Origin of the sequence: Phenylobacterium sp., assembly GCF_036502675.1 — a bacterium.
Classification (GTDB): domain Bacteria; phylum Pseudomonadota; class Alphaproteobacteria; order Caulobacterales; family Caulobacteraceae; genus Phenylobacterium.
In genome coordinates, this window is the sequence record NZ_DASXYF010000095.1 from 1 (window position 1) to 14,297 (window position 14,297).

The 14,297-nt window shown below is 67.6% G+C and carries 15 protein-coding genes and 1 tRNA gene; 8 read left to right on the forward strand and 8 right to left on the reverse strand.

Translation table 11 applies throughout. The annotated features are described in order from the left end of the window. Together VGL30_RS12065 and VGL30_RS12070 are read right to left on the reverse strand one after the other, a co-directional pair. Positions 1–257 (reverse strand): sugar phosphate nucleotidyltransferase (locus VGL30_RS12065; protein ID WP_331540242.1); only part of this gene is annotated, 257 nt, incomplete at its 3' end. A gap of 199 nt (positions 258–456) precedes the next feature. After that, positions 457–531, reverse strand: a tRNA-Gly gene (locus tag VGL30_RS12070). Between the two features lie 456 nt (positions 532–987). On the opposite strand from VGL30_RS12070, the gene VGL30_RS12075 reads away from it, so the two are divergent. Continuing rightward, complete coding sequence (locus VGL30_RS12075; RefSeq protein ID WP_331540243.1) at positions 988–1,572, forward strand: HD domain-containing protein; 585 nt, start codon at positions 988–990, stop codon at positions 1,570–1,572. A 24-nt stretch (positions 1,573–1,596) separates the two neighbouring features. Further along, on the forward strand, positions 1,597–1,836 hold the full coding sequence (locus tag VGL30_RS12080) for an amidohydrolase family protein (RefSeq protein ID WP_331540244.1): 240 nt from the start codon (positions 1,597–1,599) through the stop codon (positions 1,834–1,836). Between the two features lie 710 nt (positions 1,837–2,546). Here the strand turns inward: VGL30_RS12080 and VGL30_RS12085 are convergent. From VGL30_RS12085 to VGL30_RS12095, 3 genes are all read right to left on the reverse strand, one after another. Beyond that, positions 2,547–3,389: a TauD/TfdA family dioxygenase gene (locus VGL30_RS12085; protein ID WP_331540245.1), complete on the reverse strand. Its 843-nt coding sequence runs from the start codon at positions 3,387–3,389 to the stop codon at positions 2,547–2,549. A gap of 439 nt (positions 3,390–3,828) precedes the next feature. Beyond that, positions 3,829–4,605 carry a hypothetical protein gene (locus VGL30_RS12090; protein WP_331540246.1) on the reverse strand — a complete coding sequence of 259 codons (777 nt, stop codon included), beginning with the start codon at positions 4,603–4,605 and terminating at the stop codon, positions 3,829–3,831. Between the two features lie 27 nt (positions 4,606–4,632). After that, a complete protein-coding gene (locus tag VGL30_RS12095; protein WP_331540247.1) occupies positions 4,633–4,935 on the reverse strand; it encodes a PepSY domain-containing protein in 303 nt (100 codons plus the stop codon). 856 nt (positions 4,936–5,791) lie between these two features. Here VGL30_RS12095 and VGL30_RS12100 point away from each other — a divergent pair. After that, positions 5,792–7,324, forward strand: a complete 1,533-nt coding sequence (locus VGL30_RS12100; protein ID WP_331540248.1) for a phospholipase D-like domain-containing protein — start codon at positions 5,792–5,794, stop codon at positions 7,322–7,324. Here VGL30_RS12100 and VGL30_RS18840 read toward each other — a convergent pair. After that, the gene (locus VGL30_RS18840) at positions 7,302–7,451 is read right to left on the reverse strand and encodes a lmo0937 family membrane protein (protein ID WP_414694988.1); all 150 of its coding nucleotides are present in this window, start codon (positions 7,449–7,451) and stop codon (positions 7,302–7,304) included. The two genes, VGL30_RS12100 and VGL30_RS18840, sit on opposite strands and share 23 nt — an antisense overlap. A gap of 1,290 nt (positions 7,452–8,741) precedes the next feature. On the opposite strand from VGL30_RS18840, the gene VGL30_RS12105 reads away from it, so the two are divergent. Then, a complete protein-coding gene (locus VGL30_RS12105; RefSeq protein ID WP_331540249.1) occupies positions 8,742–9,335 on the forward strand; it encodes a sigma-70 family RNA polymerase sigma factor in 594 nt (197 codons plus the stop codon). Positions 9,336–9,445: 110 nt separating this feature from the next. Continuing rightward, the gene (locus VGL30_RS12110) at positions 9,446–9,604 is read left to right on the forward strand and encodes a DNA methylase (protein ID WP_331540250.1); all 159 of its coding nucleotides are present in this window, start codon (positions 9,446–9,448) and stop codon (positions 9,602–9,604) included. Between the two features lie 19 nt (positions 9,605–9,623). Here the strand turns inward: VGL30_RS12110 and VGL30_RS12115 are convergent, their stop codons facing one another. Together VGL30_RS12115 and VGL30_RS12120 are read right to left on the reverse strand one after the other, a co-directional pair. Continuing rightward, complete coding sequence (locus VGL30_RS12115) at positions 9,624–10,496, reverse strand: EcsC family protein (protein WP_331540251.1); 873 nt, start codon at positions 10,494–10,496, stop codon at positions 9,624–9,626. A gap of 149 nt (positions 10,497–10,645) precedes the next feature. Then, on the reverse strand, positions 10,646–10,855 hold the full coding sequence (locus VGL30_RS12120; RefSeq protein WP_331540252.1) for a cold-shock protein: 210 nt from the start codon (positions 10,853–10,855) through the stop codon (positions 10,646–10,648). A 608-nt stretch (positions 10,856–11,463) separates the two neighbouring features. On the opposite strand from VGL30_RS12120, the gene VGL30_RS12125 reads away from it, so the two are divergent. The 3 genes from VGL30_RS12125 to VGL30_RS12135 all read left to right on the forward strand — a co-directional run bounded on the left by VGL30_RS12125 (position 11,464) and on the right by VGL30_RS12135 (position 14,282). After that, positions 11,464–12,387: a LysR family transcriptional regulator gene (locus tag VGL30_RS12125; protein WP_331540253.1), complete on the forward strand. Its 924-nt coding sequence runs from the start codon at positions 11,464–11,466 to the stop codon at positions 12,385–12,387. A gap of 223 nt (positions 12,388–12,610) precedes the next feature. Then, positions 12,611–13,960, forward strand: coding sequence for an acyclic terpene utilization AtuA family protein (locus tag VGL30_RS12130; protein WP_331540254.1), 1,350 nt, complete (start codon positions 12,611–12,613; stop codon positions 13,958–13,960). 1 nt (position 13,961) lies between these two features. Continuing rightward, positions 13,962–14,282 (forward strand): AtuA-related protein, encoded by a 321-nt coding sequence (locus VGL30_RS12135; RefSeq protein WP_331540255.1) that lies wholly within the window; start codon positions 13,962–13,964, stop codon positions 14,280–14,282. Positions 14,283–14,297 lie beyond the last annotated feature (15 nt).

Here is a 14,297-nt window from a genome sequence, read left to right on the forward strand (position 1 = left end):
TAGAACGGGTTGAACAGCGTGCGCACGTGCATGCCGCCCAGCGACAGGTTGGAGATCTCGCGGTCGACCAGCTCCGCGCCGAAGCCGGTGACCACCACCGCCTCGCTCACGCCGGCGTTGCGCAGGTGCTTCAGCTGCCAGTGCAGCACGCTGCGGCCGGCGAGGTTGACCAGGCACTTCGGCCGCTCGTCGGTCAGCGGCGACAGCCGCCGGCCCTGGCCCGCACTCAGGATGATCACCTTCAGATTGCGATCCACGCTGATCGGTCTCCTGGAAACTTGAAACTCTACGCCCGCCCCTGCGCGCCGGATGCTCAGCGCCCTGATTTATCAGCGTCTATGGTAAACGCATCCCAAAGACGTATCCGTCGCGCGGAAAAGCGCCATTGCCCGTCCCGCGAGCAGTCGTGTCAGATGGCGGCGCGGCCCCCTCGACGCAAGAGGCGCCACGTCAGGTTGGAGCGGGCGGCGAGAATCGAACTCGCGACATCAAGCTTGGGAAGCTTGCGTTCTACCTCTGAACTACGCCCGCGTACGCATTGAAAAATTTCATATTTTTGCAGATGTTATTGAACGTATGTAGAACGTTTTACAGCACGTTTTACAGCTGCGTTCTCTAGCGGCTCTTCCAGGCCGCCTCAAGCCCCGACGCGGCACGCGTCGCGTCCGGCCTTTTCCATGCGCGCGATAATGCCGGCCGCGATGCGATCTCCGTCGACATATCGCTTACGCCGGTCCAGGGGCCAAAGCACGAGACGAGCACGTGTGTGGTCGACAGGTCGCGGACCTTGTTGATGACATGCGACATCCACATGTGCACACCGACACCTGCCCAACTGGTGATCGGACGAAACGCGGCTGCAGCTTGCGCCCATGAGGCCGGCGCCGGCGATCCGCGTCGCGCACCAGAACGCGAGCTCAATCGCGATCGTTGGACTTCAGCATGCGTGATAGGGTCCGGCCACCTTCAAAGACAATGGAGACGGCGATGGCCGATGGGGAGATGAAGGACCGGGCCAGCTTCACCGCCATGGCGGACGGCACGGCGCAGGACTGGGCGACGATCTGGCGGGCAAGCGAGTATGCGCGCGGGCATCTGCCCGACCGCCTGATCGCCGAGCTGACGGCGCTGGCCGCCGACCATGGCGGCTTTGCGGTGGACCGGCTGGAGCATTCCCTGCAGACCGCCACACGGGCGCACCGCGACGGCCGCGACGAGGAATATCTGGTGTGCGCCCTGGTGCATGACATCGGCGACTTCCTGGGACCGGTGAACCACGCCGAGATCGGAGCCGCGATCCTCAAGCCCTACGTCTCGGAGGCCAACCACTGGATGCTCGAGCACCACGGGGTGTTCCAGGGCTACTACTTCTTCCACCACCTGGGGCTGGACCGCGACATCCGCGAGCGGTTCCGCGGCCACCCGCATTTCGAGCATACCGCGCACTTCTGCGAGACCTACGACCAGTGCGCCTTCGATCCCCATTACGACAGTATGCCGCTCGAGGCCTTCGAGCCGATGTTGCGGCGGGTTCTGAAGACCCCGAAGGCCTCGATCTACTTTAAGGCCTGATTATTCACGACGGGAGCGGTGACGGTGCACGACATCATCATCAGGAATGGAACCATCGTGGACGGGACGGGCGCGCCGCCATTCGAGGGTGACGTCGCGATTACAGCCGGTCGCATCTCAGCGGTCGGCCAGGTCGAGGGGTGCGCGCGACGGGAAATCGATGCGCGCGGGCTGATCGTGACGCCCGGGTTCGTCGACGTCCACACCCATTACGACGGCCAAGCCACCTGGGACAACCAGCTTGCGCCCGCCTCAGGCGGCTGAGCAAGCCCGGGCCATGGGCGCCTCTGCGGGGGCCCCGCAGCGATGAGCGGGCGCCTTGCGGTCTCGTGAGGGCGCGCGCCTCCCGACCTTGATCAGCCAGCTCCCCCGCGCCTGTGGGCGAGCCATTTCGGGGGGATGGAGGCCGAAAACCACCATCTCGGGCGGGTTCTCCCAGCCGCTGCCTGCGGCAGATCGCCCGGTCCTCTCCTGACTTCGCCGAGCCGGAGGGCGCCGCGCAGCACCTCCACGGCATCGCAGCCCCCCAACAGGCCTCGCGCGTGTCTCAACGCCGTCTCGTCGTCCTGCAGTTCACGGTCCGCAGCAGCGAGAATCTGCTCTCCGACGCCCAAAAGGTAGAAACGATAATTTGGCACAGCATGGCCCCTTCGCAGACGGGAAGGGCAAGGTCCGTGCCGGCCGAACCGGGGCTGCGGGTTCGCCGCCGGCGAACACGCCCACGCCATCCGTTGAGCGTCGGGCGCTCGACTGGCGCCTGCATCGAAGCCTGGTGGAACGCCCTCACCTTCGTCGCAAATGCTGAGTTCGTGCACCCCGGCTTCAACCCTGTACATGACGTCGATCCCGCGGAGCCGTCGAAGTCTGCGCTTCAGGTCAGGCTTGGCGTCGGGCGGCCGTGAAGATCTCCACTCGGCGCCGAGGCGCGCGAGGTTTTCGGGTCACCTTTTTCCGGCTCGCTGCCGCGGGGGGCTTCAGGGTTCCGGCACGCTGCGTGTCGCGAAGAATTCGGGGATCTGCTCCACCATGCTGCGCTCCGCGACGGAGGCGCGCTGCAGGCGGCGGGGACGGATGCCGGTCACGTCCGGCCGGCCGTGCTGCAGGGCGAGGTTGTCCCAAAGCAGCAGGTCGCCGTTGCGCCAAGTGTGCTCCACCGTGTTGGACGCATCGTAGATGTGGTCGAACAGCGCCTCGAGGAGCGCACGGCTTTCGGCGGCCGGGAGGCCCTCGATGGCGGCCACATGCGACTCGTTCACGTAGAGCACCGCTTCCCCGGTGACCGGATGGGTCCAAACCACCTCTCTCGCGCGCTGGAGCAGCGGGCTCGGCGCCACGCAGTCGATCTGGCGGGTGTCGGGGCGGGCCGGCCGGATGAAGACGGCGTCCCGGCCCTCGATCCTGGCCTTCAGCCGCTCCGGCAGGGTGGCGCAGGCGCGGACGCCGTCGACGAAGAGCGTCGAGGTGCGCCCCTCGACCACGTCCACGGCGTGGAGCGACAGGGCGGTGAACGGCTCAGGCGCGAACGCAAGGTCGGAATGGTAGGCGAGCCTCGTCTCGTTCAGGATGCCGTCGTCGTGGGAGATGTATTCGAGGCCGCGTCCGTCCCGCAGCACGGGCCCGATGTAGGCCGCCACATCCTGCTGCTGGGCCACGCTGAGCGTCTGTCCGCGCATGACCAGCAGGCGGCGCTCGAACAGCAGATTCCGGAACGCCGCCCGTTCTTCAGCCGTGAGCGGCTCACGGAAGTCGTGTTCGATCTCGGCGCCGAACGGCTCGAAGGTCCGCCACGACAAGCGACCCAGGCGTCTCCGCTCCATCAGGCATCCTCCCTGGACGTGATCCGCCAGGATAGGCGCGGCTTATTGGAGGTCGCAAGTACCTATTGGATTTATTCTCTTTGATATTTCCGACACGACACCCGACATCAATCCCTCAGGCGCCTCCGCCCTGTAGAAACTTGCGCTGTCGTTTGGCGTCTCGCGGGGATTTAGCCCCCACCCCGCGTATCGCGGTTCGCCATTTGCTTCATTGCTTCCCGGCGCCGGACGAAGATGGTGCAGGCGAAGACGGGGTTGGTTGTTCCGGCGCATCGGGGGGCGCCGTCGGATCGGTCTGTTCGGTGGCCGCGGCCCGGCGTGGATAGCCGGCGGTGCAATCCCTCGCGTCGCACGGAAGCTGAGCCGGCGCTCGGCGAGCTTGACCAGGCGCCGGCGTCTGCAGGGCCCCCGGGTTGCGGCCTGACGCCCCGCCGGGCATCTATGCGGCGGGCGCGGCCGTAGGATGCCGTCCAGCCCGTTGCGGCAGGATGAGGATCGAGGCGCCGATAACGACGGCGAGCACGGCGGAAGCGATAGGCCGGCTCAGGGCCAAGCCGCCATGATCGAGCGGCTTGTCGAGAAAGTCGCCCACGGCGGCCCCAAGGGGGCGGGTCAGGATGAAGGCCGCCCAGAAGAGGGTGACGCGGTTCGGCCGCGTCCAGAAGTAGAGTCCCGCGACGGCCAGCAGCAGCGCGCCGAACAGGATCGCCGCGCCCATGTAGCCGAGCCCCCGGGTGTCCGCGGCCCAATCGCCCAACGCCGTCCCCAACGTCTGGGAGAAGGTGATCGTGGTCCAGTAGAAGGCCTCCGCACCGGGCGTGCTCACCGTGTCGGCCGCGACTGCGCCGAGGGTCCAGCGCCAGGCTGCAAGCGAGGCCAGGACGCACGTCAGAAGGATCAGGGCGCCTCCGGCGTATCCTATTCCCAATGATCGGTCCGCGAAGTCGGCGATGGTGGTGCCGGCGGTGGTGGAGGCGATGATCGTGGCCCAATAGAGCAGCGGTCGGAAGCGTTTGGCCGCGATCTGCGCCGCCACCAGGGCGATCAGGATGGTCAGGAATATCGCTGTGCTGATCAGGTAGCCGAGCTTCAAACTCATGCTGAGGGTGTCGCCGCCGGTTTCGCCCAGCGTCGTGGCGAGCACCTTGATGACCCAGAAGCCCAGCGTGACGGCCGGCGCCTTGATAATGACGTCCTGCATGTCGGGGCGCATCATGGGCAGTCTCCTTCAGAGCAGGGAATCTTATCTGGCGGTGCGAGCGGCGCTCGCCGGGCAGCTGGACAAACGGCGGCCAGCGCGTACCGACCGGAGCGGTTGCGCGGCTGTGCGCCAGCTCCACGAGGGACGCCCCTGGTCGGGATGCGCACCCTCGGCCTTGTTCTCCAGGACCTTGCCGGTCTGAGCATCGACGCCGACCTCGTAGGTTTTAGCCCCGGACTTGATGTCGAAGGACCAGCGCAGACCGCCGCAGGACTCCTTCTCCAGTTCGCGGTCGGTGACCTGGCCGGGACCGGCCTGGAGCGCGATCGCCCGGGCCTGGGTCAAGCCGAACGGCGGTGAGGATCGACAAGGATTTCACAGGAACTCCGATTTACCCCGACCAGTTACCCCCGACCAGCCTCGGGGCAATCTGCGCCTGCGCACCTTCGGCCGGGATGGCCGGAGCGTTACCATCTCCCAATCGGCGCGCCGCCGGCCGGGTACGGCCCCGCTGGGAAAGCCGGCGCCGCGTCCGACGCGGGAACGCCGGTCACCCGCCGGTTGTTGACCCCTGATGCACACCGCCATTCCTCCCGTCCAGGGCGCGCGCCGGCGCAAACTGTTTGGACTCACGCTGCTGGGCTTGGTCAGCGCGGCGGGGTTCGGTTTCGGGCTTGTCGAGCGGCTGCAGCCGGCCGGGATATGGCCTGAGCCCAGCCGCAATGTAACGGCGTCAGGGTCCGCCCAATTTGCTGCGCAGGTTCCTGAGGCCGTTCCGATTTCCCCGGTGTGGCAGGTTGAGCCGCGGGATGCGGCTGCGCGTCCCCACGGTCGCGCCGGAACGAGCCGGCGCGCCCCGTCGCCGCTACCCTCGGAGTTGGCTCAAGCCGAGGTTCCCCTGCCCGCAGCCCTTGGTGAGACCGCCGACGGCGACGGCGCTCTCCAGTTTCCGCCTTCGGGACCCGCTGCCGCGGCTGTGCTGGATCGGGCCGTCGATGCAAGTGCTCTGGCGCCTGAGGAGACGCCCGACGGGGGACGCGGAGGCGCTCAGCCCGGCGGGCTGGACGACCCCGGCGGCGCATCGGACTCCCCTGGCGCCTGACGCCCGCGCCTTCACGCCTGACCGGACGGACCGCCTGCCGGCGACCTCGGAACAACCCTGGCCGTCGGCGCTTAGACAAGCCTGGCTGGAGGGGCGCGCGTGCTGCTGGAACCCGGAACCACCTGCTGGCGGCGCGAGACCTCCGGTCGCGCCGCCCTGCTGATCGACATGGCGGACTATTTCGACGCGGCGATGAAGGCCATGCGCAAGGCCCGCCACACTGTGCACCTGCTGAATTGGGCCTTCGAACCGCAGACCCTGTTTCACCCGCAGGAGGGTTGCACAGGTCCTGAAGACGACCGCATCGGCAATTTCCTCAAGGCCTTGGCCAAGGACAACCCCAGGCTCGACGTGCGTGTGCTGTGCTGGAAGTCGGCCCTGCCGGTGGCCGCGACCCAGCACTGGTTCACGCTCGCCGACCGCAAGGTGTTCGCTGGAACCGACGTCAAGTTCGTCCTTGACGGCAAGCTGCCGGTCGGCGCCTGCCATCACCAGAAGATCATCGTCATCGACGACGCCATCGGCTTCTGCGGCGGCGGGGATATCGGCCCGGACCGGTGGGACACACCGCAGCACCTGGACAACGACCCGCGCCGGGAAAAGGCCAGGCACGTCCACGGAAACAGCGAGAACGATTTCGACAGCCGCCACGAGGCGATGGGCCTCGTCGAGGGTGCGCCCGCCAAGGCGCTCGGCGCGCTGTTCCGCGAGCGCTGGATGCGCGCGACAGGGGAGATCCTGCCGGAACCCCCCGCGGCCAGACCCGCCTGGCCGGCCGGCGTGACGGCGCAGTTCGAGGGCGTCGAGGTCGGGTTGTCGCGCACCCTTCCGGCGTGGCGCCGCTATCCCGAGGTGCGCGAGGTCGAGCGCCTCCATCTGGAGGGGATCGCCGCGGCGACGCGCTGCATCTACATGGAGAACCAGTACTTCACCTCGCCGCTCATCGCCGCCGCCCTGGCGCGGCGGCTGGCGGAGCCTGACGGGCCCGAGGTGGTCCTCGTCGGCACGGAACATTCGCCCAGCTACTTCGACCAGGCGACCATGGACCGCACGCGGGTGAAGTTCATCGAGACGCTGAAGCGCGCCGACAAGCATGGCCGCTTCCAGGCCTACAGCCCGGTGACCACCCTGGGCCGGATCATCATCGTCCACGCCAAGCTGACCATCATCGACGACCGGCTGCTGCGGATAGGCTCGGCCAACATCAACAACCGCTCGATGGGCTTCGACACGGAATGCGACATGAGCTTCGAGGCCGCGGGCCGCGCGGGGACCGGCGCGCGTCGGGAGATCGCCGGCTTGCGCACCCGGCTGCTGGCCCACTGGCTTGGCTGCAACGAGGCGATCATGCAGGCCGCGATCCGCAAGGCGGGCGGCGTGGCAGCGGGGATCGAGGCGCTGCGCAACGCCGGCTACGCCCGATTGCGGCCCATCCTGCTCCCGCCGGTGAGGGGCGTGGCGGCGCTCATCGCCGCCTACCATGTGGGCGACCCGTTCAGCGCCCTCGACTCCTGGCGCTGTTGGCGGCGCAAGGCGGAGTCGGAAACCGCCGCGCGGCGCGGCGGGCCGGCGCAGACCGGCCGATCAGGGCCTGGAACCGTCGCGCCGGCTAAACCGTCCGCCGTCCCCTGACGAAATGCAGGACGATCATGACCACGGCCACCAGCAGCAAGACATGGATCACTGCCGACGTAATGTGGAACGCCAGAAACCCAAGCAACCACATAATTACCAGAACGGCGGCTATGATCCCAAACATTTTTCTTGCCTTTTCAATATGGTGACGGCGGCGACCGACCGTCGGCCGTGTTCGTGGTAATGGTTATTGCGACGCCCGGTTCCATCCGGAGGACGCACCCCCTCCCCTCCCCGCGGACCCTTGCAGGATGCAAACAGGAGCGGCTGGATTGGGTCGAGGCGCCGCGCCGCATCGATGCCGCCGCGGGTCGGCAACGCCTGCTCGGCCGTGGCCAGGTTGAGCTTCTGCCGGCTGGAACCTCGCAGCGGACGCCCCTTGCCGCCACCACGCCGCTGACCCCAAAGCCCCGGCGGCATGCGTACACGGCCGGGAGCCCAGAGAGTCACTGCACGCCGCAGGGAGGGCGGGCGCTCAGTCCGCGCTCTACGTGCGGCTCGGCGAATGGATGCACGATCAGCAACCACGCTACCGGAATTGCGTGCATTTTCTTTTTCAACCCCGCCGCAACACGCAGGACTTGCCGTTCGTTGACCAGGCATGGAAACGCCGGAAGATCGCATGCGCAGAGCCGGGGCGGCCGACGAGGTGGCTGCGCTCGTGTCGTTCGGACCAGACCGTGAGCGCTTGCTGGCGATGGCCCGCGAATGGCGTCAGCGGGCGAAACAGATCGCCGCTCAAGCGGGACGCGGCGCGCCGGCAGTGAGTACGCTGAGCGGCCCGCCGGGCCGGCCGGAACGAAACGGCCAACACCGGATTCCTTGGCTGAACGGCAGGACATCCAGGCGGAAGACCTGATCCGGAAGCACGGCGATTACCGTGAAGCCTTGGATCGAGCTGCCGGGCGTTTTCGCTCCAAGTAAAGGGAGATCAGTTGTTGCAACCGGACCCTGCCCCAGAAGACGAGCCTGCCCGAGCCTTTCAGCCTGCTCAACGCGTCGGCGTCGATCCCACGGCGACGACCGGCGATCCACATATCGACACCGGCTCCGCCTCGGAAGAGGAGGATGCTCTGATCATTCCGACGGACTCCCCCGGCGGCTAAGGGCGTGCGCCCAGCCTGTACAATCCGCCATGGGCCGCGGTGGCCGTAGGCGCCGCCGCCACGCGCCTGGGCCGCCTCCCATGCCGCCGAGCGCCGCTGGAAGTGAACCGCCTGCGGAGGCGCGACCTCGCCGATCTGCGCCGATCCGGTCGCCGACTTCGCGGTTGTCAGCTCGCGTTCAGCTCAACCCGTACAGAGTCCGACGGCATGGGCCAAGCCCGCATTCAGCGAAGCGCGACCGGGTTGATCTTGGCTTCGGCTTTGCAGCAATCCCGATCGATAGACCCAGCTCGGGACGAGTCTCATAAATGATTGAGCAGGTTGAGCTTAACCAGAACGACCAGGCAAGGTTCCAGCAGGACTTGGTGGCGATGATTCCGCAAATTCGCGCGTTCGCCCATACGTTCACCGGCAATCGCACGCATGCCGAGGACCTGGCCCAGGAAAGCGTCCTGAGGGCCTGGGCCAACCAGAAGACGTTCGAACCCGGCTCCAATATGCGAGCCTGGATTTTCACGATTGTCCGCAACCAGTACGCGGGTGAACAGCGACGCGCGTGGCGCTGGTCGTCGCTGGACCTCGAAGCCGCCGAACGAACGCTGGTCGCCAATGACAATCCGCTCGCCACATTGGAGCTGAACGAGGTTCGGCAGGCGCTGGGAGCGTTGTCCGCACCGTCCAGGGAGGCGCTTATCCTGGTCACCGCCGGCGGGCTAACCTACGAGCAGGCCGCCACGATTTGCAATTGCGCGGTCGGGACGGTGAAAAGTCGCGTCAGCCGCGCCAAGGCGGCCCTGACAGCCGTCCTGCAGCAAGGCCGATTTTACCGCGATCACGCACCCGCCGCCAATGCGACGCACGCGATCCTCGACGAGTATTGGAAGCTTTCGCAGCAACAATAGGAACAGGCGGCGAGCACCCGGTTGCTCACGCGAGGGGCGTCCCCAGAAATTTCGCATTCCGCGCCCCGTTAACCAGCAACCATCGCCGCCCCGCGCGAATTGAGCAGCCCATGACCCAGGCGCTTGATGACGAAGATGACGAGCTCGACCGGCTCTGGCGTGCTCGTTTTGGCCAGCCGATCCCGATCCTCGGGTGCTCACGGATAGCTCGCGCGCTGCTGGAGGAGCCGCCGCCGGCGGCTGATCCGCAGCACGCGATCGCGGTTTGAGCGCGTAGCCCAAGCGCAGCTAGGCGGAAGCCGGCCCGCGGGCGCTCCTGGCCGCCAGCCATTCGGAGCGGAGCTGCTCATAGCGCCCCCGGACCGCGTCCGGCCCGTACCTGCGTTCCAGGCGGCGTATCCGGAAGTGGCCGAGGGCCTTGCGCTGGAAGTGATCGACGAAGGCGAGGTTGATCAGGGCGCCGGCCGCGCCGCCGACGCCCGGCGCGGCCTGGGAGCCGATCTTGGTGGTGACGGGCACGCTGAAGCGCTCGGCGACCTTGGCCAGCAGCCTGGGCAGCAGATCCTGGATCGTCTTGTGGGCCAGCTTCGGCGCCGCTTCGGCGACCGCCAGCCGAAGGGCGTAGTAGCCGGTGTCGGCCGCCTCCCCGGACGGCGCGCCGCCGAGCGCGAACACCTTGAGGCATTCCAGCTTGGCGTCGTCGCTCCGGAGGTCCTCGCCTTCGCGCACGGCGATCTGGGCGATCGCACGCATGAGAAAGGCGGTGGTCACCGGCAGCTCGATGGCGGTGGTCGCCAAGCCGCCGGCGCCGCCGAGGGCCCCGGCGAGAATGGCCGACGCCCCGTCGATCCAGGACGACGACAGCGGCGCGTCGATCCAGCGGCGCCCCGTGAGGCCCTTGCCGTCGTGATCGATGGTCAGGACGACCTTGTCGAACGCCTTGGCGAGGAGGTCGGCCACCATCGCCGAGCCGTTCGCGCGGTAGGCCGCGGGCACGAACCGGGTGACGAGATTCAGACCGCCGCCGACGAACTTGCCGGCGGTGTTCATGATGGTTTCGCTGAAGGTGTCCTGTTCGAGCAGGGCGACCGCTTCGCGCAGATCCGCGTCGTCCTGGGCCGAGAAGCCCGACTCGGGACGTATTGCGGGGTCGGAGGGCATATCGAGGCTCCTGCCTGCGCAATCCATTCGCGCCACGGCTGGAGGCTGAACGCGTTGTGGTCGGCTACGGCTGCCGGATAACGCAACATGGGAGCTTGGTCGCAAAGCCAAGCTCCCACGCCTCGATGATGCAGTGAAGGGGCCGAAGCCTAGAGGGCTTGAAGCTGGCCCGCCGAGGACTTGCCGTTCTTGGGGTCGCGCTCAAGCTCGTAAGAGACCTTTTGGCCTTCGTTGAGACCGCTCATACCCGCGCGCTCCACGGCGCTGATGTGCACGAACACATCCCCGCCGCCGCCCTGAGGCTCGATGAAGCCAAAACCCTTGGTCGCGTTGAACCACTTCACAGTGCCGGTAGCCATGTCGATATCTCCGAGATCAAAGACCGCGCCATCAGAGCACGATCTGTCGTAGTCGGCTGCCGCCCGAGGCCTGCACGCAGGGTTTCTCGAGCACGCCGCCGCCGCAACGACGATGGCTAGATCAGACCGAGTGCTCAGAGTCTAGGTTTGGTCTTGCAGAAAGTCATCATTTCCAGCCTCTACGGGGCAAATCATTCGGACTAATTTCGCGGGGCCCACGCAAATCTCCATCGCGTTTTGCCCCCGCTCCATGATGTAATCCACCAAGCTCTACTATTGAGGCGCTCCCGCAGAGATGGCGGGCAGGATAGAGCCGGTCCGGGGAAGAACGGCGGCCGCGGCGCCGCTCGGCGAGATAATGACCCGGCCGGCCTGCGGGATGCGGCGACGGCGCACCGCGGCCATGGCCGGCGGTCTGCAGCCAGGGCGTGCAAATTGAATGGAATTTTTCGGAGAACTGATTGAATTTAAGCATAAGTGGCAGGGAGCGGACGTCGCGTCGGACGCTCGCCCGTGCGAAACGGCGGTCGCGGGGGTCCGGAACGGCCGGCTCTCCCTGGACGAGATGAACGCACCTTATCGCCCTGCCTGAAGGAGCACCGCCGACGATGCGCCGAAGTCCGAGCCTGACCAGTCTGCGCCTCTTCATGGAGGTGGCCCAAAGCCGAAGCTTCAGCGAGACCGCAAGGCTGGTGAACGTTTCGCAGCCCGCCCTCAGCCGGACCATTCGCCTGCTTGAGGAGCAGCTCGGGCAGCGCCTTTTCGACCGCGACACGCGCAATGTCGCCCTGACCGCCGCGGGGGAGGCCCTGCTGCCGGTCGTGACCCGCCTGACGGTCGACTTCGACGACGCGTTTTCCGAGCTGGAGCAGAGCTTCGCCGGACAACGCGGGCGAGTGGTGGTCGGCGCCCTGCCCTCTGTCGCGGCCTTCGGCCTCCCGCGGGCTCTAGCCGACTTTCGCGATACTCATCCCCGGGTAGAAATCCTGCTTCGGGACGATTTGTCCGGCGCCCTCTATCAGCAGATGCGGGAACGGCAGATCGACTTCGCCATAACCATCCCGCCGGACGAGGCGCACGAGTTCGCCTTCGATCACATTTACTCGGATCCCTGCGTCCTCATCTGTCGTCCCGACGACCCCCTGTCCAAACTCGACACGGCCAGCTGGTCCGTCTTCACCGACAGGCCCTTCATCGCGATGGCCCCGAAGAGCAGCGTTCGCGCCTTGACCGACGCGGCTCTCGCCCGGGCCGGCGCCACCGCGCGCCCGCTTTTCGAGTGCGCGCACATCGGCACCGTCGGCGGGCTCGTCGACGCGGGCCACGGGATCAGCGCGCTGCCGCATTCGTCCCTGCCCCTGCTGCAGTCCGGACGCCTGGTCTGGAGGCCGCTGGACGATCCGCTCGCCGCACGCGCCATCGGCGTCGCCCGCGTGGAGAAGCGCACCCCTTCACCCGCCGCCGGCGCGCTCATCCAGCACCTGCTCGCGGAACTCAGAAAGCGGCGCAGAACAACTCATCCATCCAGGTGATAAGTTTATTGAATATCTCTAATTGTTGCATAGGTGTGCCTCGGCCATGATCGGGCTGCGTCCGCGATCGAGGGCGAGGGAAGTTTATGCTCGCCCCCGACGCCGCACCGCGATCCTGTCGCCTGCCAAGGCATCGCCTGTCGCACGCCTCAGCTGAGACTCCCTCTGCGCCGATCGGCCCGGATGCGCGGGGCCGGCGCACGCCCCACGGGCCTATGCATCCATGAAACCGCCCGTCATCAGGATCGGCGCCGGCGCCGGCTATTCGGGTGACCGCATCGAGCCGGCGGTGGAGCTCGTCGAAAAGGCGCGGCTCGACTACCTCGTCTTCGAATGCCTGGCCGAGCGCACGATCGCCATGTCGCAGGCCGCCCGCCGCAACGATCCTGACGCGGGCTACGACCCTCACCTCTACGACAGGATGCGCGCCGTGCTGCCCGCGGCAGCCCGCAACGGGGTTCGGATCGTCACCAACATGGGGGCCGCGAACCCGCGCGCGGCGGCGCAGTTGGTCGCCCGCATCGCCCGGGAGGCGGGGCTGCCCGGTCTGCGGATCGCCGCGGTGCTTGGAGACGATGTCCTGGAGAGCGTTCTGGCGGCCGATCCCCCGCTCATCGACCGGCCCGGGCGCGTCAGCGACCTCGGCGACAGCATCGTCTCGGCCAACGCCTATCTCGGGGCTGAGCCGATCGCGCAGGCCCTCGCGGGGGGCGCGGCGATCGTCATCACCGGCCGGGTCGGGGATCCGGCCCTGTTCCTCGGCCCCCTGATCCACGCCTTCCAATGGAGGGCCGACGATTGGGCTCTGCTCGGGCGCGCAACGGTGATCGGCCACCTGCTCGAATGCGCCGGGCAGTTGACCGGCGGGTACTTCGCCGATCCGGGGATCAAGGACGTCTCCGGACTGGCCCGGCTCGGCTTTCCGTTCGCGGAGGTCTCGGCCGACGGATCGGCGGTGCTCGGCAAGGTCGCGGGATCGGGCGGCAAGCTCAGCGTGGCCACCTGCAAGGAGCAGCTGCTGTACGAGATCCTCGATCCCGCCGCATATCTGCAGCCGGATGTGACCGCCGACTTCACTGACGTCCATTTCGAGGAAATCGGCCCGGATCGTGTCGCGGTGTCCGGAGGCGGGGGACGGCGGCGGCCGGCCATGCTCAAGGTCTCGATCGGCTATGGCGACGGATTCATCGGCGAGGGGCAGATCTCCTATGCCGGGCCCGGCGCGGCCGCCCGCGGGCGGCTTGCGCTCGAGATCGTGCGCGAACGGCTGGCCCTGACCGGGGTCGAAACCCAGGAGCTCAGCCTGTCGCTCATCGGGATCGACGCCGTGGACCGCAGGGGGGCTGATCCGGCCGCGGAAGCGGGCGCACGCGAGGTGCGTGCGCGGGTCGCCGGCCGCACCAGATCCCTCCGGGCCGCCAAGCGGATCGGCGCGGAAGTCGAGACCCTCTACACCAACGGGCCGTTCGGCGGGGGCGGCGTCACGCGCAGCGTCCGCGAGGTGACGGCCGTGGCGTCGGCGCTGCTGCCCCGCGAACTGGCGCGGCCCTCGATCACCTTCGGGGAGGCCTGAGGTGCGGCCGCTCCGCGCGCTCGCCCACGTCCGCACCGGCGACAAGGGAGACACTTCGCAAGTGTCGGTGATCGCCTACGACGCGGCCGACTACCCGACTTTGGTGCGGGCGCTCACGGTCGAGCGGGTGCGGCGGCATCTCTCGTCCCTGTCGGTCGGGTCGGTCCAGCGCTACGAACTGCCCCGGCTGGGCGCGCTCAATTTCGTGCTGGAACGCGCGCTTGGCGGTGGAGTCACCCGTTCGGTGACGCTGGATGCGCACGGGAAGACCCTGGGCGCGCAGCTGCTGGACCTTGAGATCGACGACGGGACAGCCGGCTGACGCGGTGCGGCAACA